The sequence below is a fragment of the Streptomyces sp. RG80 genome (genome assembly GCF_040446465.1).
In the GTDB taxonomy this organism is placed as follows: Bacteria; Actinomycetota; Actinomycetes; order Streptomycetales; family Streptomycetaceae; genus Streptomyces.
Genome location: NZ_JBEAAJ010000012.1, coordinates 19,609 through 41,992, shown reverse-complemented (window position 1 = coordinate 41,992; position 22,384 = coordinate 19,609). Strand labels below are relative to the sequence as shown.

Below are 22,384 nucleotides of genomic sequence, written 5' to 3'. Positions count from 1 at the left end.
TCCTCACATCCGGAAGACGCCGAACTGGGGGTCACCCAGCGGGGCGTTCGCGCAGGCGGTCAGGGCCAGTCCCAGCACCTGCCGGGTCTCCAGGGGATCGATGACCCCGTCGTCCCACAGGCGGGCCGTCGCGTAGTAAGCGTTCCCCTGACGCTCGTACTGCGCACGGATCGGGTCCTTGAAGGTCTCTTCCTCCTCCGCGGCCCACTCCTCGCCGCGCGCCTCCAACTGGTCCCGCTTGACGGTCGCGAGGACCGAGGCCGCCTGTTCGCCGCCCATGACCGAGATCTTGGCGTTGGGCCACATCCACAGGAAGCGGGGGGAGTAGGCCCGGCCGCACATGGAGTAGTTGCCCGCCCCGTACGACCCGCCGACGACGACGGTCAGCTTGGGCACGCGCGTGCAGGCGACCGCGGTCACCATCTTGGCGCCGTGCTTGGCGATGCCCCCGGCCTCGTACGAACGCCCCACCATGAAGCCGGAGATGTTCTGGAGGAAGAGCAGCGGGATGCCGCGCTGGTCGCACAGCTCGATGAAGTGGGCGCCCTTCTGCGCGGACTCGGAGAAGAGGATGCCGTTGTTGGCGACGATGCCCACCGGGTGGCCGTGGATGTGGGCGAACCCGGTGACCAGGGTCTGCCCGAACTCGGCCTTGAACTCCGAGAAACGGGAGCCGTCGGTGATGCGGGCGATGATCTCGCGCACGTCGTAAGGGGTGCGGGAGTCGACGGGCACGGCGCCGTACAGGCCGTACGGGTCGACCTTGGGTTCCTCCGGCTGCTCCACGGACCAGGGCAGCGGCCCGCGCGCGGGGAGCGTCGCGGCGATGTTCCGCACGATCCGCAGGGCGTGGGCGTCGTCCTCGGCGAGGTGGTCGGTGACCCCGGAGACCCGGGAGTGCACCTCGCCGCCGCCCAGCTCCTCGGCGGTGACGACCTCGCCGGTGGCGGCCTTCACCAGCGGCGGGCCGCCGAGGAAGATCGTGCCCTGGTTGCGGACGATGACCGCCTCGTCGCTCATGGCCGGGACGTACGCGCCGCCGGCCGTGCAGGAGCCGAGGACCGCGGCGATCTGCGGGATGCCCGCGCCGGACATCCGGGCCTGGTTGAAGAAGATCCGCCCGAAGTGCTCACGGTCGGGGAAGACCTCGTCCTGCATCGGCAGGAAGGCGCCCCCGGAGTCCACCAGGTACAGACACGGCAGCCGGTTCTCCAGGGCGACTTCCTGGGCCCGCAGATGCTTCTTCACCGTCATCGGGTAGTACGTCCCGCCCTTGACGGTCGCGTCATTGGCGACGATCACGCACTCGCGCCCGCTGACCCGACCGATCCCGGCGATGACACCGGCGGCCGGGGCCTGGCCCTCGTACATCCCGTCGGCGGCGAGCGGGGCGAGCTCCAGGAAGGGGGAGCCGGGATCGAGCAGGGCGTCGACCCGGTCCCGCGGCAGCAGCTTGCCGCGCACGGTGTGCCGGGCGCGCGCCTTCTCGCCGCCGCCGAGCCGGGCTGCGGCGAGCTTGTCGCGCAGCTCCTCGACGAGCTGCCGGTGACCCTGCTCATTGGCCCGCCAGGCCTCCGACGCGGGGTCCGCCGCGCTGTGGAGCTCCGGTGCCTGATGCATCCTCGCGATCCCCTCACCTGTTAATGAGCGTTAACGCATTTCCTTCAGGTTAACGAGCGCTAACCTCCCTGTCTAGAATTGCTTCCATGGCCACCAGAACCGACGCCCCCACCCGCCGCGAGCAGATCCTCAAGGAGGCTGCTCGACTCTTCGCCGAGCGTGGCTTCCACGGCGTCGGCGTGGACGAGATAGGAGCCGCGGTCGGCATCAGCGGCCCCGGCCTCTACCGCCACTTCGCGGGCAAGGACGCGATGCTCGCCGAGCTCCTGGTGGGCATCAGCGAGCAGTTGCTACGGGGTGCCAGGCACCGTCTGGCGGAGGCCGACGGCGCCACGGCGTCGGAGGTTCTGGACTCCCTGATCGAGGGCCACATCGACTTCGCGCTCGACGACCGCCCCCTGATCACCCTGCACGACCGCGAGCTGGACCGCCTGCGCGACAGCGACCGCAAGCTCGTACGACAGCTCCAGCGGCAGTACGTCGAGCTGTGGGTGGAGGTGGTGCGCGAGATGTACCCGGGGCTGACGGAACCCACGGCCCGCTCGGCCGTGCACTCGGTCTTCGGGCTGCTGAACTCGACCCCGCACCTGGGGCGCCCCGGCTCGCTGCCGGGACGGGCGGCCACCTCGGAGCTGCTGCACCGGATGGCCCGGGGGGCGTTCGCGGCGGCCGGGACGGAGTGACGGCCGGGACCGAGTGACGGCGGGGGGCGCTGGGTGGCTCGCCCCCCGCCCACGGGTCAGGCCGTGGCGCGGAGCGCCACGACCCGGTCGGTGAACCCTGCCGGACCGGCATCCCCTCCCCACCGGCCCGCTCGATCATGGTGCCGAGTCGGTCGCCCCGGTGGCCAGAGGACACCTGTCCCGTCTCGTCGTGGGACACGCGTCACACCGTTGACCAGGAATGACGCAGACGTGTCGGGACAAGCCTGGGAGGGTGGAGCAGGCCGTCACGGGGGTGGGTGTCATGAGCGGACGGGAGCTGGCCACGGCGCTGCGCGGTCTGAAGGCGCGCAGCGGGCTCAGTTACCAGGCGCTGGGCCGGCGGATCTTCATCAGCGGCTCCACCCTGCACCGGTACTGCACCGGCCAGGCGGTGCCGGGGGACTACGACATCGTCCTGAGGTTCGCCAAGGAGTGCGGGGCGAGACCGGCCGAGCTCAACGACCTGCTGCGGTACTGGGAGGCGGCGACGGGACAGGGGCCGGCGGAGGTGCGCGATCCAGGGCCGCTCGCGAGTGCCCCGGTCGGGGCGGAGAGCTGGTCCCAGGCCCCGTTGCCGGTCGCCCCGGAGATGTTCGGCGTGACGATGAACAGCTTCAGCGGGGACATGCCCGCCTTCCGGGTGGGCGCGGTGCGACTGTGGGACAGCGAGACCCGCTGGTCCCAACTGGAGCCCGCGCGGGGCGTGTTCGACTTCGCCACCCTGGACCGGCTGCTCGACGGCGCCGAACGCCACGGTCTGCCCGTCACCTTCGTCTTCGGCGGTACGCCCGGCTGGGCCGCCCCGAACGGTCGCAAGGCCGCCTACCGGGAGGACTGCCGGGCCGCCCCGCCGGACGACCTGGCCGACTGGGACGCCTTCGTGCACGCCGTGGTGCGGCACGCGGGCCACCGTATCGACGCCTACGAGCCGTGGATCACGGCCAACCACGGGCACCACTACAACGGCGACGTGGAGACGCTCGTCGAGATGACCCGGCGCGCGAGCGGCATCATCCGGCGGTACCGCCCGGACGCGCGCGTGGTCGCTCCCTCGATCACCGACCTCTGGGACGACGCGGCCCACGCGTATCTGCTCCGGTTCGCCGAGGCGGGCGCCTACCAGTACTGCGACGCGGCGGCAGTCAACCTCTTCCAGCGCAGCGTGACCGACCCGCCGGAGACCATGCTGGAGACCGTCCGCGGGGTCGAGCGGACCTTCCAGCTCGCGGGCTACCACCTGCCGCTGTGGAGCACGGGAACCAGCCAGATGATCCAGCTCAACGACCCCCTGGACCCGGACACGGCCGCCAACCACGCCGTCCGCTTCTATCTGACCGGCCTGTACGCCAGGATCGTGGAGCGGATGTATTTCTACGCCTGGGGCAACGGCAAGATCCCCCTCGTCGTCCAGGCCGAGGGCCAGGCACCCACCCTGGCCGGGCTCTTCGTCGACCGACTCCAGCGGTGGCTCGCGAACGCCGAGATCCGCTCCTGCGGGCGCGGGGCGGAGATCGGGCTGCCGGAGCACGTCTGGCAGTGCGAGTTCCTGACCCCCGACCCCTGCCGTATCCGCTGGACCCTCTCCGGCACGGCGGACGTCCCGGCGGGCCCGGGCGCGTACCGCGTCGACCACCTCGACGGCACCACGCGCGAGACGGGTCCGGAGGACGTCGTACGGATCACCGAACGGCCGGTTCTGGTCCGGTACCGCTGAGACAGCGTGACGAGCGTTACGGACGGGTTCCTCTGGACGTTGCTCACTACTGGCCGGTACGGTGGATGAGCAAGCGCTTAGCCATGGGACCGCAACCATTGATTGAGCAACCCCCACGGCGAGCAACCACATCCGCGAGAGCGGCGCCGGTTTAGGCGCAAAGAAGGGTGGCGGCGGTGCGCCGTACGGTGTTCAACGAGGATCACGAGGCGTTCCGGGAGACCCTCCGGGCCTTCATCGAGGCCGAGGTCGTTCCCGTCTACGACGAGTGGTTCGCCGCGGGCCAGGCGCCGCGCGACTTCTACTACAAGCTCGCCGAGCTGGGCGTCTTCGGTATCCGCGTGGACGAGGAGTTCGGCGGCGCCGGCATCGACTCGTACAAGTTCGAGGCGGTGATGTACGAGGAGACGGCCCGCGCCGGTGTGCAGTTCGGCGGCTCCGGTGTGCACGTGCTGCTCGGCCTGCCGTACATCAAGATGCTCGCCACCGACGAGCAGAAGAAGCGGTTCCTGCCGAAGTTCGTCTCCGCCGAGGAGATGTGGGCCCTCGCGATGACCGAGCCGGGCACCGGCTCCGACCTCGCGGGCATGAAGACCACCGCCAAGCTCTCCGAGGACGGCACGCACTACGTCCTCAACGGCTCCAAGACCTTCATCACCGGTGGCGTGCACGCCGACCGCGTGATCGTCTGCGCCCGCACCTCCGCGCCCACCGCCGAGGACCGCCGCTTCGGCATCTCCCTGTTCGCCGTGGACACCAAGTCCGAGGGCTACTCCATCGGCCGCAAGCTCGACAAGCTCGGCCTGAAGACCTCCGACACCGCCGAGCTGGCGTTCGTCGACGTCAAGGTCCCGGTCGAGGACCTCCTCGGCGAGGAGAACAAGGGCTTCTACTACCTCGGCCACAACCTCGCCTCCGAGCGCTGGGGCATCGCCTTCGGCGCCTACGCGCAGGCCAAGGCCGCGGTGCGGTTCGCCAAGGAGTACGTGCAGGAGCGCACCGTCTTCGGCAAGCCCGTCTCGCACTTCCAGAACACGAAGTTCGAGCTGGCCGCCTGCCAGGCCGAGGTCGACGCGGCCGAGGCCGTCGTGGACCGCGCCCTGGAGGCCCTCGACGCCGGTGAGCTGACCCCCGCCGAGGCCGCCAGCGCCAAGCTGTTCGCCACCGAGGTCGCGCACCGCGTCATCGACCGCTGCCTCCAGCTGCACGGCGGCTACGGCTTCATGAACGAGTACCCGATCGCCCGCCTGTACGCGGACAACCGCGTCAACCGGATCTACGGCGGCACCAGCGAGATCATGAAGTCGATCATCGCCAAGGACATGGGGCTGTAGGTTCCGGAAATCCCTCACCAGTAGCGTCGGCTCCATGAGTCAGGCACTTCAGGATCTCCTCGATCTGCTCGACCTCGAGCAGATCGAGGAGACCATCTTCCGCGGCCGCTCCCGGCCCGCGATCGTCCCCCGGGTCTTCGGCGGACAGGTCGCGGCCCAGGCGCTCGTCGCCGCCGGACGGACGGTCCCCGAGGACCGCCTCGCGCACTCCCTGCACGCGTACTTCCTGCGCACCGGGGACCCGGGCGCCCCCATCGTGTACACGGTCGAGCCCATGAACGACGGCCGTTCCTTCACCACGCGCCGCGTGGTCGCCGTCCAGCACGGCAAGCCGATCTTCGCGCTGTCGGCTTCCTTCCAGAGGCACGAGGACGGTTTCGACCACCAGGCCCCCATGCCGGCCGCCCCCGACCCGGCCACCCTCCCCACCTCCCAGGACCGGCTGCGCGGCTACGACCACCTGGACCCGGCGGTCGTCGAGCGGTTCCTGGAGGCCCGCGAGGCGATCGACCTGCGCTATGTCGACGAGCCGCCGTACGGCAAGTACGGCGAGCCGCGCGACCCGCACTCCCAGGTGTGGTTCCGCACCAACGGCAAGCTCGCCGACGATCCCCTGCTGCACGTGGTGCTCGCGACCTACGTCTCCGACATGACCCTGCTCGACTCGGTCCTGCTCGCGCACGGCCGCGGCGGCTGGGCGACGGGTGACGTCGTCGGCGCGTCCCTGGACCACGCGATGTGGTTCCACCGCCCCTTCCGCGCCGACGAGTGGCTCCTGTACGACCAGGAGTCCCCCTCGGCCGCCGCGGGCCGCGGCCTAGGCCAGGCCCGCATCTACACCCAGGACGGGCGGCTCGCCATCTCGGTCATCCAGGAAGGCGTGGTCCGCGCACCTCGCCAACACTGAGGGGCATGACACGCGGGACTTCGGAGATCGAGGCCGTATTCGTACCCGTACTCGTACTCGCCGAGCAGCGGCTGCGGGCGGTGTTCCCGGAAGCAGTCGGGTCCACCTGGACCCGACGCCTACTTCAGGCCCGCCTCCGCCAGCAGATACGCCGTCATCGGGTCGTAGTGGCGAGGACTGATGACGTGGTCGTCGAGGGGGACCGTCACCTGCACGGTGCCCTCCGCCTCGGCGAGGAAGAGCGCCGGGTCGTTGCAGTCGGCGTAGCCCACCGAGTCGACGCCGTGCTGACCGGCGTAGCCCGCCCAGCCGTGGTCGGCGACCACCAGGTCGGGCAGGGGACGGCCCTCGCGCTCCAGGCCGTTCAGGATCGCCTTCATCGGCTCGCCGGAGTGGGTGTGCCACAGCGTGGCGCCGTGCTCCAGGACCGCCACGTCCGCGAACTGCATGACGTAGCCCTCGTCCGTCTGCAAGCCCTCCGGGATGACGACTATCTCGCAGCCGGCGGCCCGCAGCGCGACGGCCGTGGAGTGGTGGACCTCCAGGAGACCGCCGGGGTGGCCGGTGGCGAACAGCACCCGCTGCTGCCCGTCGGCGGCCTTCCGCAGCCGCGCCGCCATCCGGTCCAGGCCGTCCACCGTCAGCTCGGGGTCGATGGTGTCCTGGCCGTACCGGTGCTCCGGGTCGTCGCTCACGCCCACCCGCTCCGCCATCACCGCGAGCACGTCCTGCTCGTCGGTCCAGCGGTCGCCGAGCTCCAGTCCGAGCCAGAAGTTGCGGACGCCGTTGGCCAGCTGACGGTAGTGGGAGAGGTTGTTCTCGCGGGGCGTCGCGACGTCGCCCGCGATGCGGGTCCGTACGAGGTGGTCGACGAGCTCGGCGCGGCTGGGAGTCCCGGGTATCGGCATGGTGTCCATTGTGAGGCAGACCGCTGTGGGAGTGCCCGCCGTCCCGGACGCTGGGACGCGGGTCACTGCCGCAGCGCGAACCACAACTCCATGCGTACGTCGGGGTCGTCCAGGTCCGTGTCCAGCAGCGACGCGCAACGGGCGACGCGTTGGCGGACGGTGTTGCGGTGCACGGCGAGGGCGACGGCGGTGCGGTCCCAACTCCCGTGCAGGGACAGCCAGGTGCGCAGGGTGTCGGTGAGGGCCGAGTTGCCTTCGAGGGGCGCGAGGAGGGCACGCGCGTGTGCCTCGGCTTCGTCCTGCGGGACCAGTGCGGCGAGGCCGGGACGGCCGCCGTGCCGGACGAGTTCGGCGCGGGTGGCCCGGGCGCGGGCCAGCGCGCGGGCGGCCTGGGTATCGGCGGCCGGCCAGTCGCGCGGGCCCACGGGGGCGCTGACACCGAGGGTCCAGCCGGGCTGCGGGGGCGTTTCCCGTTCGGCGGGCACCAGAACCCGTACGACGTCGTCCGCGAGGTCCACCAACGGCGACCCGAGCGCCGCCCCCAGCGCGGACGCGGCGACCGCGTCGGGGGCGTGGGTGTCGGGGCGTGCGTGCACGACGACCCACCGCGCCGCCCCCAGCAGCCCCGCCACACCCTCGGGCGGGGCGCCCAGCAACAGCCGCACGAGCGCCGAGGACCGGGCCGCGCCCGACCCGCTCTGATGCTCGCCGGTGAGCAGCGAGAGCAGCACGGCGGCCACGGAGGCGATGGTGTGATCCCCGGGCACCCCCTCGGGCGAGGCGACCCCGAGCACGAACCCCCGCCCGGCACCGAGGGCGTAGGCGGCGAGATGGGTACCGGCGACGGTGTCGGTGGCGGAGGTGGGGGCGGGGCGGTCGGGGGAAAGGGGCGCGGCCGGGGTGGCGGCGGGGGTCTGTCGGTCGGTGTCGGTGCGCGGGGGTGAGCCGGTGGGGGTCGAGGCGGTGGTGGAGGCCGGGCGGGGGCCGTCGGCGCCGGGGGCCGGTCGGCCGGGGGGCCGCATACGGCTCGCTGCTCCGGGCAGGCCCGCCTCGGGTGCCGGTGCCGGTGCCGGTGCCGGTGCCGGTGCCGCTGCCGCGCCCGGCTGTCGCGTAGAGGCGCCCGCCCGGGACACCCCGCCGCCCGGGCGTACGACCCCCGCGAGCTCCGCCAGCGCGGCCGTCGCCTCGCCACCCGGCTCCCGCCCGGCCGTCGCCAGCTCGGCTCCCTCCGGTCCGTAGATCACCGCCCGGCCCCCCACCCGCCGGGCCAGTTGCCGGAGCACGGACGGCACCGGGTCGGGGCGGGAGGCTGCTGCTGCCAGGCTCTGCTGGGCCTCTGTGACGCGGCGGAGTTCGGCGAGGCGGGCCTGGGCCATGAGCTGCCAGACCGCGCGGGCCACGCCGGAGAAGGTGGTCCGGGGCGGGACCTCGATGAGGGGGAGGTCGTAGGTGTCGCAGGCCGCCACCAGCGCCCTCGGCACCGTGTCGTGCACCGGCGCCACACCGAAGCCGAGGGCCGCGCCGCCCGCCGCCACGATCCGGGAGACGTAGTCGTCGAAGTAGGTCCCCGAGCCCGCCGCCTCCGGGACATGGACTCCGGCGGTCAGGAGGAGCTCGCCGCCCAGCAGATACGGGTAGGGGTCCGCCATCTCCGAGGTGTGCGCCCAGTGGATCACCGTGGCGGGGTCGGAGGGTCCCGCGATCTGCCGCAGGGCGAGGTCCTCACGGGCCAGGAGTGCCGCGAGGGGCACCGGGGGAGTGGGCGGAACCGCGGGATCCGGCATGATGTGCGTTTCCTTCACTCCGTACAGCCTGAATGGATGAAACGTACACTTCGCAGCCACTGTCCGGCCACCTAGTGTCGGTGTTCGCCACCCCCCGGGCGACCCGAGCGAAGGAGGCCCCCGTGGCCGTCGACTACACAGTGATCGTCGTCTATCTGCTCGGCATGCTGGCCATGGGCTGGTGGGGCATGCGGCGTGCCAGGTCCAAGAGCGAGTTCCTGGTGGCGGGCCGCCGGCTCGGGCCCACGATGTACTCCGGCACCATGGCCGCCATCGTCCTCGGCGGCGCCTCCACCATCGGCGGCGTGGGGCTGGGCTACCGGTACGGACTGTCCGGCGCCTGGATGGTCTTCACCATCGGCCTCGGACTCCTCGCCCTGTCCGTCTTCTTCTCCGCCCGCATCGCCCGGCTCAAGGTCTACACGGTCTCCGAGATGCTGGACCTCCGGTACGGCGGCCGCGCGGGTGTCATCTCCGGCGTGGTCATGTGGGCGTACACCCTGATGCTCGCGGTGACCTCCACCATCGCCTACGCCACCATCTTCGACGTCCTCTTCGACATGAACCGGACCGTCGCGATCGTCCTCGGCGGCTCGATCGTCGTCGCCTACTCCACGCTCGGCGGCATGTGGTCGATCACCCTCACCGACATGGTGCAGTTCGTGGTGAAGACCGTCGGTGTGCTGCTGCTCCTGCTGCCATCGCCGTCGTCAAGGCGGGCGGCTTCAGCGAGATGAAGGCGAAGCTCCCCACCGAGTACTTCGACCCGCTGGGCATCGGCGGCGAGACGATCTTCACCTACGTGCTGATCTACACCTTCGGCATGCTCATCGGGCAGGACATCTGGCAGCGGGTCTTCACCGCCCGCAGCGACACGACCGCCAAGTGGGGCGGCACGGTCGCCGGCACCTACTGCCTGGCCTACGCCCTCGCCGGCGCCGTCATCGGCACGGCGGCCAAGGTGCTCTACCCGAACCTGGCCAACGCCGACGACGCCTTCGCGACCATCGTCAAGGACGAACTGCCGGTGGGCGTACGCGGGTTGGTCCTCGCTGCCGCGCTCGCGGCCGTCATGTCCACCTCCTCCGGCGCGCTGATCGCCTGCGCGACCGTCGCCAACAACGACATCTGGTCCCGGCTGCGCGGCCGGATGGCCTCCGGCGACCACGACGAGGTGCGGGGCAACCGTGCCTTCATCCTCGTCATGGGCGTGGCCGTGGTCGGTACGGCGATCGCGCTGAACAACGTCGTCGAGGCGCTGACGGTGGCCTACAACCTGCTCGTCGGCGGCCTCCTCGTCCCGATCCTCGGCGGTCTGCTGTGGAAGCGCGGCACGGCCCAGGGCGCGCTCGCCTCCGTGATCGTCGGCGGTCTCGCCGTCATCGGCCTGATGGCGGGCTACGGCATCCTCGCCAACGAGCCCGTCTACTACGGCCTGCTGTCCTCGCTCGCCGTGTACGTGGTCGTGTCGCTGGCCACCCCGGCGACCGACGCGGCCGTGCTGGCCGCCTGGCGGGAGCGGCTGGCCGGCCGGGGCGCCCCCGAACCCGTGTCCGAACCGGTCCCGGCTCCCCAGTAGAGTCGTACAAGAAGTAGTACATATCGCTCCATATGCGATGAAGCGTAGGAAAGAAGGCAGTACCTCATGACCAGCAACGAGACGCCCCGCGGCCCCGTCGACTCCTCCCGCGTCCCGCGGTACGCCGGACCCGCGACCTTCGCCCGGCTGCCCCGCCTCGACGAGGTCGGCCGGGCCGATGTCGCCGTCGTCGGGGTGCCGTTCGACTCGGGCGTCTCCTACCGGCCGGGCGCCCGCTTCGGCGGCAACGCGATCCGCGAGGCGTCCAGGCTGCTGCGGCCGTACAACCCGGCGCAGGACGCCTCCCCCTTCGCCCTCGCGCAGGTCGCGGACGGCGGCGACATCGCGGTGAACCCGTTCAACATCAACGAGGCCGTCGAGACGGTCGAGGCCGCCGCCGACGAGCTGCTCGGCACCGGCGCCCGGCTGATGACCCTGGGCGGCGACCACACCATCGCGCTGCCGCTGCTGCGGTCCGTCGCCAAGAAGCACGGTCCGGTCGCGCTGCTCCACTTCGACGCGCACCTCGACACCTGGGACACCTATTTCGGCGCCGAGTACACGCACGGCACCCCGTTCCGGCGGGCCGTGGAGGAGGGCATCCTCGACACCGAGGCGCTCTCCCACGTGGGCACCCGCGGTCCGCTCTACGGCAAGCAGGACCTCACCGACGACGAGAAGATGGGCTTCGGCATCGTCACCTCGGCGGACATCTACCGCCGGGGCGCCGACGAGGTCGCCGACCAGCTGCGTCAGCGCATCGGCGACCGGCCCCTGTACATCTCCATCGACATCGACTGCCTGGACCCGGCCCACGCGCCCGGCACCGGCACGCCCGAGGCCGGCGGCATGACCTCGCGCGAGCTGCTGGAGATCCTGCGCGGGCTCGCCTCCTGCAACCTGGTCTCGGCGGACGTCGTCGAGGTGGCCCCCGCGTACGATCACGCGGAGATCACGTCGGTGGCCGCGTCCCACACGGCGTACGAACTGACCACGATCATGTCCCGCCAGATTGCAGAGGCTCGTTCGAAGTGACCCACGACCACGACCTGGTGCTCCGCCCGACGGAGGCACAGACCGCCGCCGCCCTGAACCCGCCCGCCGGCCGGAACGGCGGAGACCTGGTCGTGGAGACGCTGGCCGCGCTCGGCACGACGACGGTCTTCGGGCTGCCGGGCCAGCACGCGCTGGGCATGTTCGACGCGCTCAGGCGGTCGTCCCTGCGGTACATCGGTCTGCGGGTGGAGAACAACGCGGGGTTCGCGGCGGACGCGTACGGCCGGATCACGGGCGAGGCGGCCCCGCTGCTGCTGTCGACGGGCCCGGGCGCGCTGACCTCGCTGGCCGCGCTCCAGGAGGCGGCGGCGGCCTCCGCGCCGGTGCTGGCGATCAGCAGCCAGATCCCGACGGCGGGGCTGGGCGGCGGCAGACACGGCTACCTGCACGAACTCCCGGACCAGTCCGCGTCCTTCCGGGGCGTGGTGAAGTCGGTCCACACCGTGCGCACCCAGTCCCAGATCCCGTCCGCGATCGAGGCGGCCTGGAAGTCGGCGCTGACGGCTCCGCACGGGCCGGTGTGGGTGGAGATCCCGCAGGACGTGCTGCTCGCGGAGACCCTGATCCCGGTGGTGACGGGCGGCGACGCGTTCCCGGAGGAGCTGCCGCCGCGGGTCGAACTGACCGCGGTGGCGGCCGACTTGCTGTCGCGTGCGGCCCGTCCGGCGATCATCGCGGGCGGTGGAGTCGTACGGGCGGACGCGAGCGGCAAGCTGAAGCAGCTGGCGGAGGCGCTGAAGGCGCCTGTGGTCACGACGCCCGGCGGCAAGGGCGCGTTCCCCTGGAAGCATCCCCTGTCCCTCCAGTCCTGGATCGAGGACCGGTACGTGACGGACTTCCTGGAGGACGCGGACGTCCTGCTCGTGGTGGGCTCGGGGTTGGGCGAACTCTCCTCGAACTACCACACGTTCAAGCCGCGCGGCCGGGTGATCCAGATCGAGGCGGACCTCGGCAAGCTGGAGTCCAACCATCCGGCGCTGGGCATCCACGCGGACGCGCGGCTGGCGTTGCAGGCGCTGCTGGAGACGGTGACCGCGAGGGAGGACGCCACGGCCCCGGAGCGGGTGCGCGAGGTGCTCACGAAGGTGTCGGAGCGTATCGCCGCCCAGGAACTCACCCTGGAACAGGACGTGTTGACGGCGGTCCGCAAGGCGCTGCCCGCCGACTCCCCGTCCTTCTGGGACATGACGATCCTCGCCTACTGGGCCTGGTCGGCCTTCGACGCAAAGGGCCCCAACCTGCTGCATTCAGCCCAGGGCGCGGGCGGGCTGGGGTACGGCTTCCCGGCGGCCCTGGGTGCGGCGGCGGCGGATCCCACGCGGCCGGTGCTGGCGGTGTCCGGGGACGGGGGCGCGCTGTACTCGATCGCGGAGCTCGCCACGGCACGCCAGTACGACCTCGACGTCACCTGGCTCATCGTCGACGACGGCGGCTACGGCATCCTGCGCGAATACATGACGGACGCCTTCGGCGAGGCGACGGCCACCGAACTGACCCGCCCGGACTACGTGGCGCTGGCCGAGTCCTTCGGGGTACCGGGGGTGCGGACTTCGCCGGAGACGTTGGAGGCGGATCTGGGCAAGGCGCTGTCAACGCCGGGTCCGTCCGTGGTGGTCCTCCCGGCGCTGCTCCGGATGTTCGCGCCCACGCATCTCGCCTAGACGTCCGCCCCGCGTGCGCCGGACGAGCACGGCCCGCGTCGCGACGCCTGCCACGACGAGTGTCTGGATCAGGCCCAGCACGGCGAAGGAGAGGCCCGGGAACATCAGCGCGCTCCAGCCGAGTTGGCTGGGGAACAGGGCGTGGCCCGGGCGGGCGGGGTCGTGGAGAACCGTAACGCGGTCTCCGGGGGTGAGGCCGTCGGGGGCGGTCGTGACGTCGTCGATCGTCGCGGCGGTGCCGGACCCGTTCGTCAGGGTGACCTCGATGGCCTCGGCGTCCACTTTCAGCTTCGGCTTGGCGTACTCGGTCCGTGTCACGACCGCCGTGACCTCGCCGGCCCCGTCGAAGGCCCGGCGGGCGGCCAGGGTGTCGAGGGTGAGCACGAGCCCGAAGGACAGTGCCGCGAGGGCGAAGCACATCCCGGCCGCGCACAGGACGGCGTTCCGGATCTTCTCTGCCATGGGCCCCCTGCCCCGAGCATGATGAACGGCCGGCCGCAGGGCAACTCCCTTGCGGCCGGCCGGCATCACGCGTTCGCGGCTCCTACCAGATCGCCTCGACCCACTCCGGGTGGTCGATGAACGGGTTGCGGTTGTGCTGGTAGGTGTCGTAGATGACCTGGTTGCGGCGCTCCTCGAAGGCGCTGGGCGGGTCGGCCTCGTTCCAGGCCTTGAGGACGGAGAGCTTGCCCATGTAGGGGTTGCTGCCGTTGCCCACCTTCTCGTTGGGCTCCAGGTCGGCGAAGCCGTCGTCACCCTCGTAGCGCACGGCCATGTAGAGGATCATGCGGGCCACGTCGCCCCGGTCCGCGGCGCGCGGCGCGAAGGAGTCGGAGTCGACGGTGGAGCCGCCGCCGTTGGTGACGGAGCTGCCGCCGTTGTCGAAGTCCAGGTTGCCGCGGATGCTGTTGACCTGGACGTCGCAGGCGCGCAGGTGGTGCAGGTCCGTGCCCGGACCGGTCACCTCGCCGAAGTCGCCGTGGGACTTGGCCCAGGTGTGCTCGCGGTTCCAGTCGCCGACGTCACCGCCGTTGAGGGACTTGCTGCGCGAGACACCGCTGTAGAGCAGGATCACGTTGCTGGTGTTGTTCGGGTCCTGGTCGGTGGCCTTGAGCGCGTCCCAGACCGCGGAGTACGAGATCTTCGACTGGCTGCTGATGATCGTGTGCAGCGAGGACTTCAGGCTCGTACCGGTCTTGCCGATCGCGTTCTTGTAGTACGTCGCGTCGTACGCCGTCGTGGTGGCCGCCGCCGGGGACGAGGCGACGACGGGAGCGGTGAAGCCGACGAGTACGGCTGAGACGGTGAGCGCCAGGGACTTCCAGCGGCGCGTGCGTATGGGATTCACGGGCATCGGGGGCTGTCCGTTCTACGCGTGTTGAATGGAGCGGGCAATCGGGAGCGTGACATGGACATGCGCTCCTGTAAATGGCCGGTAGATGTCGATCAGGTGACCGGAAACGGCATATCGCCTCCGATCTACGCGAGTTGACATACCAAAACGACCCCCGGCCTTTCGGTCGGGGGTCGTTCGGCGGTCGTCGAGGGTCGGAACGTCAGTCGACGTCAGACGCGTCCAGGCGGTAGACGGTCGCGGTGTTCGACGAGTTCGACGAGTCGGACGAATCCAAGGAGCCGGACGAACCGGACGTGCCCGACGTCGAGTTCGAGCTGTATTCGCTCTCCTTCACCGCCGTGCCGTTCTTCTGCACCCACTCGGTGACCGCGGTGCTCAGGCTCGAACCGCCGCCGGGCCCACCGCCCATGCCGCCGCTGCCGAGCTGGATGTAGTGCAGCTTGCCCGCCTTCACCAGCTCCTTCAGCTTGGCCAGGGTCATCGCCTGGTCGGAGCCGGACCAGCCCCACATCGAGATGACCGGCTCACGGCTGCTCATGATGAGCTGCGCGGCACTCTGCGAACTGGACACCGCGAGCAGCCAGGTGGCACCGTCCTGGTGCTTCTTCAGATACGAGATGAGCTCGCTGCTCGTACCGCCGCCCATGCCGCCACCGCCGCCGGGGGTGCCACCAGGGGCGCCGCCGGTCGTGCCGCTCGGCAGCTCGCCGTTCCCGCCGCCCGGCATCATCTGGCCGCCGCCGGCCGCCTCACCGTTCTGGCCCTGCTGCCCGCCGCCGGGGAAGCCGCCCTCGCCCTGACCGTCGGCTCGACCGCCGGCCTGGCTGCCCTGCTGACCGCCCTGTTGGGTACCGCCGGGACCACCCGTGCCGCCAGGCATCCCGCCCCGTCCGCCACCGCCCCCGCCGAAGCCACCGCTGCCCGTCGACGGCCCGGCCGTCGGGTTCGTACCGCCCATGCCGGCGCCCGAACCGGACGGCACCGACCACGCGTACGCGGCCGGACCGGCCACCGAGGCGGCGACCGCCGCGGCGACCGAAGCCGCCAGCAGCCGGGCCCTGTTGGTGTTGCCGCCGGACCGGAACAGGAGCAGCCCGACGATCGCCAGCGCCATGACGACGAGGATCGTCGGCCACAGCCAGGTGTTCCAGCCGGAGGCGCGTCGCAGCAGCACGGCCGCCCAGATCGCGGTGACCGCGAGAGCGAGCGGCAGCACCCAGGCCCAGCGCCGGTCGGCGCGGAAGGCGCGCAGCAGCATCACGCCGCCGCCTCCCGCGAGGGCCGCGATGCCCGGGGCGAGGGCGGTCGTGTAGTACGGGTGCATGGTGCCCTCGGCCATGGCGAAGGTCAGGTAGTGCAGGCCTGTCCAGCCGCCCCACATCACCAGCGCGGCCCGGGTCATGTCGGTGCGCGGGGCGCGGCCGCACAGGACCAGGCCGCCGATCAGGGCGATCGTCGCGAAGGGGATCAGCCAGGAGATCTGGCCGCCGAGGACGTCGTTGAAGAGGCGCCCGATTCCGGCCGTACCGGAGAAGCCGCCGCCTCCACCGCCGCCGCCCCCGCCGTTGCCCTCGCCGCCGAAGATCCGGCCGAGGCCGTTGTAGCCCATGATCAGGTTCCAGGCGGTGCCGTCCGTCGAACCGCCGATGTAGGGGCGGTCGTCGGCGGGGACCAGGGAGACCGCGGCGGCCCACCAGAAGCTGGAGACGGCGAGGACCACGCCCGCGAGGAGCAGGTTCACGATCCGCTTCACGAGCTTCGGCTTGGCGGCGTAGAGATAGACCGCGAAGACGACCGGCAGCGGGATCCAGCCCTGGAGCATCTTGGTGTTGAAGGCGAGGCCGAAGCAGGCCGCCGAGCCGAGCAGTGGCCACAGCCTGCCGTCACGAGTGGCGCGCAGCGCGAGGGCCGCGCCCGCCGCCATCAGGAACACCAGCAGGGTGTCGGGGTTGTTGTCCCGGTTGATGGCGACCGTGATCGGGGTGAGCGCCAGCACCAGCGCGGCGACCGTCGCCGCGGCGTGGCCCCACACGCGCTTCACGGACGCGTGCACGATCCAGATCGACCCGAGGGCGGTCAGGATCATCGGCAGCATCATCTGCCAGGTGCCGAAGCCGAGGATCCGGCACGACAGCCCCATGACCATCAGGGCGAACGGCGGCTTGTCGACGGTGAGGAAGTTCCCCGCGTCCAGCGAACCGAAGAACCACGCCTTCCAGCTCTGCGTACCGCTCAGCACGGCCGCGCTGTAGAAGCTGTTGAGGCCGGATCCCGAGAGGTTCCAGGAGTACAGGACCGCCGCCAGGGCGAGGATCGCGAGCAGCGCGGGGAGCGACCAGCGGGGCGCCTTGTCCGGGGTCGCCGCGGGTGGCGTCGGCGGTGGCCAGTCGGCGGACGCGGCGGATCGGGGCGACCCGGTCGGCTCGGCGGACTCGGTGTCGGTGTGGGGGTGTGGATCGGTGGCAGATGTCACCCGGGCATGGTGCAAAGCCGGGGTGGGCGTGGGCTGTGCCATACCTGGCGGTTTGCTGTGAATTGCCCAAGGGGCGGGTAACGGATCGCACAACCATTCGCCAATTCGTGCAACCTTTCACTCGAACCTGTGAGTCAACAGGGCATGACTCAGGGGATATCCAGACGCGCCAGATGGGTGGCGGGGGCCGCGCTCGTCGGCTGCGTCGTCGCCGCCACGCCCGCCGCCGCGGCGACCACGCCGACCGTCAGCTGTACGTCGGCCACCGCCGGACTCGCCGGCAAGCTGAAGAAGGACATCACGGCCGCGATCGCCAACCGCAAGGGCACCATCGCGATCGGGCTGTACGACCGTACGAGCAAGACCACCTGCACCCTGCGCGCCGGGACGGCCTACGACTCCGCGAGCGTCGTCAAGGTCACCGTGCTCGCCACGCTGTTGTGGGACGCGAAGAGGAACGACCGGTATCTCACCGACCGCGAGACCACCCTCGCCAAGGCCATGATCACCAAGTCGGACAACGACGCGACCAGCAAGCTGTGGAAGCAGCTGGGCATGACGAAGATCAAGGGGTTCCTCGCCGCGGCGGGCATGACCCAGACCAAGCCCGGTGCGAACGGCTACTGGGGCCTGACCCAGATCACGGTCACCGACGAGCAGAAGCTGCTCAAGCTGGTCACCGCGAAGAACGCGGTCCTCAGTGACAACTCCCGTGCCTACATCCTCAAGCTGATGGGACAGGTCGTGTCGTCCCAGCGCTGGGGCACGCCGTACGGGGCCGGATCCGGTATCGCCGTGCACGTCAAGAACGGCTGGCTGCAGCGCTCCACGCACGGCTGGCGGGTGCACAGCGTCGGCACCTTCAAGGGCGGCGGCCACGACTACATGATCACGGTGCTCACCCACGGCAACAGCACCATGAACTACGGCATCACGACCATCCAGGGCGTCGCGAAGGTCATCCACAAGGACCTGGCCGCGTCCTGACGCCTGCCGGACTCCCGCACGTCACCCACCCGCCCTACGGTGACGGCCATGCGCATGAGAACCGTACTCGCGACCCTCACCGCCGGCCTGGCGGCGGCCACCTGTCTGTCCGCCGCCGGGCCCGCCGCCGCCCGGCAGGACAACGCCCCGTACAACAACGCCTGTTCGCCGTCCGTCTCGATCGACCGCTTCTCCGACGCGCTCGACAAGACGACGTACGCGGGCACCTTCGTCGGCAACCTCTCCGCCCTCGCGGTGGACCGGGACGGCTCACTCGCCGCGCTGTCCGACCGTTCGGCGCTGTTCGGCCTGGACGCGAAGAGCCTCGCGCCCACGTCGGTCGTCCCGCTCGCCGACGAGAGCGGGGCGCCGCTCGACTCCGAGGGCCTGGTCATCGACCGCGACGGCAGCCGCCTGGTCACCTCGGAGACCGAGCCGTCCATACGCCGGTACGCGCGTGACGGCGCGATACTCGGCCGGCTCCCCGTGCCCGACGCGCTGCGGGTCGCGCCGGCCGGGCGGGCCGTCTCCAACGGCACCTTCGAGGGGCTGACCCTGCTGCCGGGCGGCCACACGCTGCTCGCGTCGATGGAGTACGCGCTCTCGGGCGACACCTCCGGCGCGGTCCGCTTCCAGACCTGGCAGCGGCACGGCAAGGCCTTCGAGCTCGCCCGGCAGTACGCCTACCGCGCCGACACCGGCCTCGGCGTTCCCGAGGTCCAGGCCCTGCCCGACGGCCGCCTCCTCGTCCTGGAACGCGGTTTCACCTCCGGCGTCGGCAACACCGTCCGGCTGTACCTGGCCGACCCGCGGCACGCCACCGACACCGGCGGCGTCGAGAACCTGACGGGGCAGGACGGCGTCCGCCTGGTCAAGAAGACCCTGCTCGCCGACCTGGTGAACTGCCCGACCCTCGGCGCCACCGCCAAGCAGCCCCAGCCCAACCCGCTCCTCGACAACATCGAGGGCATGACGGTGACGGGTCGGAGCAAGGGCGCGTGGCGGGTTCTGCTGGTCAGCGACGACAACCAGAACGCGGTGCAGACGACGCGGTTCTACTACCTGAGGGTGCGGACCGCTTCCTAGCGCAGCGTCGCCGCCCCCGCCCGCGCGAACTTCTCGTCCAGGTCGCCGGACGGGGCGCCCGCGACGCCGATGCCCGCGATCGGGGCGTTGTTCGCGGTCACCGGGGTGCCGCCGGCCAGGAACAGGGTGCCGGGGATGTCCTTCAGGTTCGGCGCGGTCTCCAGGCGCTCGGCCAGCTCGGAGGTCGGGGCGTTCCAGGACACCGCGGTGAAGGCCTTGCGGACCGCGGACTCGTAGGACTGCGGGCCGGCGCCGTCGCCGCGCAGGGTCACCAGGGTGTTGCCGTTGCGGTCGACGACCGCGACGGACACCCGCTGGTTCTCCTTCTTCGCCGCGTCCAGGACGGCCTCGGCCGCCTCGGTGGCCGCGGCGATCGACAGGTGCGTGGAGGTGACGGTGTCCGCCGCCTTCACGGTGGCGGGGCGGGCCTCGGCGGCGGCCGGCGCCGAGGCGTTCGCGGACACGGTGCCGAAGGTTCCGGCGGCCGCGGCGGCGAGGACGACGCCGCCGGTGGCGACACGGGCGCGGCGGGAGAACTTCTTCATGGCTCGGGGCTCCTGGAACTCGTCTGCGGCGTCGGTGGCCCGACGTCCGGTGTGCTTCCAGCCTGGGCCCGGACCCGGCCGCTCCCCGTCGACGTTCTGGCTGCTCACAGCGGGCGGGACGGCCGATACGGGGGTCATCCGATCGGTTGACCCCCGCCTTGTGCGGAGCGGGGGACACTGAAGGTGTTCGTCCTGTTCACGGCCCTCCGAGGGGCTCGGTGGGAAGTGGGAAGGCGGTCCGGCGCGATGCGGACACCACGGCACGACGGGGCGGCCCCGACCCCGGCCGACCCCGACGCCCGATGGCTCGCCGCCGTCATGCACGTCACCTTCCTCGTGCTGCTGGCGTCGTCGATGGCCCGCTATGTCCACCGCCACGAGGACGAGGCCCGCGCCCCCTGGGTGATCGCGCTGGCCGTGGTCCTCGCGGTCCTGTACGCGGCCGGGCCGCTCCGCGAGCGCGCGCACCGGGCGCCGCCGCGGCTGCTGTGGCTCGGTGGCGTCGTCGCCGTCTGGTCCGTCCTGGTCGCCCTGGCCCCCAGCTTCTCCTGGGTGGCCGTCCCGCTCTTCTACGTGGCCCTGCGCCGGCTGCCCCCGGTCGCCGCGTACGTCCTCGTCGGCGTACTCACCGTCTTCGTGATCGTCGCCCAGCTCCAGCTCGCCCACCGCTTCGACCTCGACCTGGTCGTCGGTCCGGCGGTCGTGGCCAGCTTCGCCACCGCGATCTTCGCGCACATGCAGCGTCAGGCGGCCCGGCAGCGCACCCTGATCGACGACCTCGTCCGCACCCGTCGCGAACTGGCCGCCACCGAACGCCGCGAGGGCACCCTCGCCGAACGCCAGCGCCTCGCCATGGAGATCCACGACACCCTCGCCCAGGGGCTGTCCAGCCAGCAGATGCTGCTCCAGGCGGCCGACCGGGTCTGGGAGTCGGACCCGGTCAAGGCCCGCGCCCATGTCCGCACCGCCGAGTCGGTCGCCGAGCACAACCTCACCGAGGCCCGCCGCTTCGTGCACGACCTGGCCCCCGCGGACCTGGCCCGCGGCGGAAGCCTGGAAGAGGCGCTGCGCGCGCTCGCCGCCCGGGAGTCCGGCGACCGCCTCACCGTCCGCGCCCACATCGACGGCGGCGCCCGTACCTCCCCGCTGCCCGACCGCGTCCAGTCGGCGCTGCTGCGGATCGCGCAGGGCGCCCTGGCCAACGTACGGGAGCACTCCGGTGCCGCCGGCGCCGCGCTCACCCTCACCCTCCTCGACGACCAGGCCGTCCTGGACGTCGCCGACGACGGCCACGGCTTCGACCCCGCGGCCCTCCCCGACACCCCGACCGGAACCCGCGGCCACGGCCTGCCGGCGATCCGCGCCCGGGTACGACAACTCGGCGGCACCCTGACCGTCGAGTCCACCCCCGGCGAGGGCACGGTCCTGTCGGCCGCGATCCCGCTGTCCGGCGAGGGACCCCGGGAGCGCCCGGAGCCCCTACCGTGACCGCCCGGGTGGCCCCGCGCCGCGGCGACCGGCCTCGCCGCCCTGATCGCCCGGCGGGTGGGAACACGGCCGGCGCACCGCCAGGTCTTGGAGGTCCGCTCGTGACCGCCCGGGTGGCCCCACGCCGCGGCGACCGGCCTTGTCGCCTTGTCCTGCCGGCGTGTGGGAACACCGCCGGCACACCGCCAGGTCTTGGAGGTCCGCTCGTGACCGCCGGGCTGCCCCGCGCCGCGGCGACCGGCCTCGCCGCCCTGATCGCCCGGCGAGTGGGAACACCGCCGGCACACCGCCAGATCCTGGAGCCCCGCTCGTGACCGCCGGGCTGCCCCGCGCCGCGGCGACCGGCCTTGCCGCCCTGATCTGCCGGCGTGTGGGAACACCGCCGGCACACCGACAGATCCTGGAGGCCCGCCCATGACCGACCCCGTACCCCCTGCCACGCATGCCGCCCAGGCGGCGCCCGTCCGCATCCTCCTCTGCGACGACCACGCCGTCGTACGCGCCGGACTGCTCGCCCTGCTCGACAGCGCCCCGGGCATCGAGGTGGTCGGGGAGGCGGGCACCGGTGAGGAGGCGCTGGCGCTCGCCGCGAAGGTGGCGCCGGACGTGGTGCTGATGGACCTCCAGCTCGGGGCCGGGATCGACGGGGTGACGACCACGCGCCGTCTGACCTCGGCCCCCGGCGGTGGCCCGCACGTCCTGGTCCTCACCACCTACGACACCGACGCCGACATCACCCGTGCCATCGAGGCCGGCGCGACGGGCTATCTGCTGAAGGCGGAGCGCCCCGAGGAGCTGTTCGCCGCGATCCACGCCGCCGCCCAGGGGCGCACCGCCCTGTCGGCGCCGGTCGCCGGGCGGGGCATGGCCAACCTGCGCAGCCCGCGGCCCACCCTCACCGACCGCGAGCGGGACATCCTCGCCCAGCTCGCGCAGGGCCTCGGCAACCGGGAGATCGCCAAGGCCCTGTTCATCAGCGAGGCCACGGTCAAGACCCACCTGGGCCGCATCTACGACAAGCTCGGCGTCGACACCCGGGCGGGCGCGGTCGCGGTGGCGAAGGAGCAGCGGCTGCTGCCCTGAGTCCCGGAGTTCAGCTCGGCCGCTCGTACTCGTCGACGGTGCCGTCCCCGTTGTCGTCGTACATGTACGTGTATCCGTCGCCGTAGCTGCTGCGGTAC

Annotated in this window: 17 protein-coding genes and 1 pseudogene; 11 read left to right on the top strand and 7 right to left on the bottom strand. The window is 71.7% G+C overall.

The genetic code is table 11. The annotated features are described in order from the left end of the window. Window positions 1-3: 3 nt before the first annotated feature. Window positions 4-1,620, bottom strand: a complete 1,617-nt coding sequence (locus tag ABKA17_RS36615) for a carboxyl transferase domain-containing protein (protein ID WP_353696684.1) — start codon at window positions 1,618-1,620, stop codon at window positions 4-6. 86 nt (window positions 1,621-1,706) lie between these two features. On the opposite strand from ABKA17_RS36615, the gene ABKA17_RS36610 reads away from it, so the two are divergent. The 4 genes from ABKA17_RS36610 to ABKA17_RS36595 all read left to right on the top strand — a co-directional run bounded on the left by ABKA17_RS36610 (window position 1,707) and on the right by ABKA17_RS36595 (window position 6,279). After that, window positions 1,707-2,303, top strand: coding sequence for an SACE_7040 family transcriptional regulator (locus ABKA17_RS36610; RefSeq protein ID WP_353696683.1), 597 nt, complete (start codon window positions 1,707-1,709; stop codon window positions 2,301-2,303). 283 nt (window positions 2,304-2,586) lie between these two features. Continuing rightward, window positions 2,587-4,038 carry a helix-turn-helix domain-containing protein gene (locus ABKA17_RS36605; protein WP_353696682.1) on the top strand — a complete coding sequence of 484 codons (1,452 nt, stop codon included), beginning with the start codon at window positions 2,587-2,589 and terminating at the stop codon, window positions 4,036-4,038. A 176-nt stretch (window positions 4,039-4,214) separates the two neighbouring features. Further along, window positions 4,215-5,372 carry an acyl-CoA dehydrogenase family protein gene (locus ABKA17_RS36600; protein WP_353696681.1) on the top strand — a complete coding sequence of 386 codons (1,158 nt, stop codon included), beginning with the start codon at window positions 4,215-4,217 and terminating at the stop codon, window positions 5,370-5,372. 34 nt (window positions 5,373-5,406) lie between these two features. Then, window positions 5,407-6,279, top strand: coding sequence for an acyl-CoA thioesterase (locus ABKA17_RS36595; RefSeq protein WP_353696680.1), 873 nt, complete (start codon window positions 5,407-5,409; stop codon window positions 6,277-6,279). 119 nt (window positions 6,280-6,398) lie between these two features. On the opposite strand, the gene ABKA17_RS36590 is transcribed toward ABKA17_RS36595, so the two are convergent. Continuing rightward, window positions 6,399-7,187, bottom strand: coding sequence for a phosphatase (locus ABKA17_RS36590; protein ID WP_353696679.1), 789 nt, complete (start codon window positions 7,185-7,187; stop codon window positions 6,399-6,401). A 62-nt stretch (window positions 7,188-7,249) separates the two neighbouring features. Further along, window positions 7,250-8,971, bottom strand: a complete 1,722-nt coding sequence (locus ABKA17_RS36585; RefSeq protein WP_353696678.1) for a PucR family transcriptional regulator ligand-binding domain-containing protein — start codon at window positions 8,969-8,971, stop codon at window positions 7,250-7,252. Between the two features lie 122 nt (window positions 8,972-9,093). On the opposite strand from ABKA17_RS36585, the pseudogene ABKA17_RS36580 reads away from it, so the two are divergent. From ABKA17_RS36580 to ABKA17_RS36570, 3 genes and pseudogenes are all read left to right on the top strand, one after another. Beyond that, window positions 9,094-10,550 (top strand): annotated as a pseudogene (locus tag ABKA17_RS36580) (sodium:solute symporter family protein). Window positions 10,551-10,616: 66 nt separating this feature from the next. Continuing rightward, window positions 10,617-11,585: an agmatinase gene (gene speB / locus ABKA17_RS36575; RefSeq protein ID WP_353696677.1), complete on the top strand. Its 969-nt coding sequence runs from the start codon at window positions 10,617-10,619 to the stop codon at window positions 11,583-11,585. Beyond that, window positions 11,582-13,267, top strand: a complete 1,686-nt coding sequence (locus ABKA17_RS36570; RefSeq protein ID WP_353696676.1) for a thiamine pyrophosphate-binding protein — start codon at window positions 11,582-11,584, stop codon at window positions 13,265-13,267. Before speB ends, ABKA17_RS36570 begins: the two co-directional genes overlap by 4 nt. On the opposite strand, the gene ABKA17_RS36565 is transcribed toward ABKA17_RS36570, so the two are convergent. The 3 genes from ABKA17_RS36565 to ABKA17_RS36555 form a co-directional block, all read right to left on the bottom strand. Then, complete coding sequence (locus tag ABKA17_RS36565) at window positions 13,196-13,729, bottom strand: DUF3592 domain-containing protein (protein ID WP_353696675.1); 534 nt, start codon at window positions 13,727-13,729, stop codon at window positions 13,196-13,198. The genes ABKA17_RS36570 and ABKA17_RS36565 overlap by 72 nt on opposite strands. Before the next feature lie 82 nt (window positions 13,730-13,811). Next, complete coding sequence (locus tag ABKA17_RS36560) at window positions 13,812-14,621, bottom strand: endonuclease I family protein (RefSeq protein WP_353696674.1); 810 nt, start codon at window positions 14,619-14,621, stop codon at window positions 13,812-13,814. 202 nt (window positions 14,622-14,823) lie between these two features. Further along, the gene (locus tag ABKA17_RS36555) at window positions 14,824-17,097 is read right to left on the bottom strand and encodes an ArnT family glycosyltransferase (RefSeq protein WP_353696673.1); all 2,274 of its coding nucleotides are present in this window, start codon (window positions 17,095-17,097) and stop codon (window positions 14,824-14,826) included. A gap of 144 nt (window positions 17,098-17,241) precedes the next feature. On the opposite strand from ABKA17_RS36555, the gene ABKA17_RS36550 reads away from it, so the two are divergent. Both ABKA17_RS36550 and ABKA17_RS36545 read left to right on the top strand, forming a co-directional pair. After that, the gene (locus ABKA17_RS36550) at window positions 17,242-18,084 is read left to right on the top strand and encodes a serine hydrolase (RefSeq protein WP_353696672.1); all 843 of its coding nucleotides are present in this window, start codon (window positions 17,242-17,244) and stop codon (window positions 18,082-18,084) included. A 48-nt stretch (window positions 18,085-18,132) separates the two neighbouring features. Further along, the gene (locus ABKA17_RS36545; RefSeq protein ID WP_353696671.1) at window positions 18,133-19,170 is read left to right on the top strand and encodes an esterase-like activity of phytase family protein; all 1,038 of its coding nucleotides are present in this window, start codon (window positions 18,133-18,135) and stop codon (window positions 19,168-19,170) included. Here ABKA17_RS36545 and ABKA17_RS36540 read toward each other — a convergent pair. Beyond that, a complete protein-coding gene (locus ABKA17_RS36540) occupies window positions 19,167-19,715 on the bottom strand; it encodes a GlcG/HbpS family heme-binding protein (RefSeq protein ID WP_353696670.1) in 549 nt (182 codons plus the stop codon). The two genes, ABKA17_RS36545 and ABKA17_RS36540, sit on opposite strands and share 4 nt — an antisense overlap. Window positions 19,716-19,961: 246 nt before the next feature. On the opposite strand from ABKA17_RS36540, the gene ABKA17_RS36535 reads away from it, so the two are divergent. Continuing rightward, the gene (locus ABKA17_RS36535; protein WP_353696669.1) at window positions 19,962-21,203 is read left to right on the top strand and encodes a sensor histidine kinase; all 1,242 of its coding nucleotides are present in this window, start codon (window positions 19,962-19,964) and stop codon (window positions 21,201-21,203) included. A 414-nt stretch (window positions 21,204-21,617) separates the two neighbouring features. Beyond that, the gene (locus tag ABKA17_RS36530; protein WP_353696668.1) at window positions 21,618-22,286 is read left to right on the top strand and encodes a response regulator; all 669 of its coding nucleotides are present in this window, start codon (window positions 21,618-21,620) and stop codon (window positions 22,284-22,286) included. Window positions 22,287-22,384: the final 98 nt, after the last annotated feature.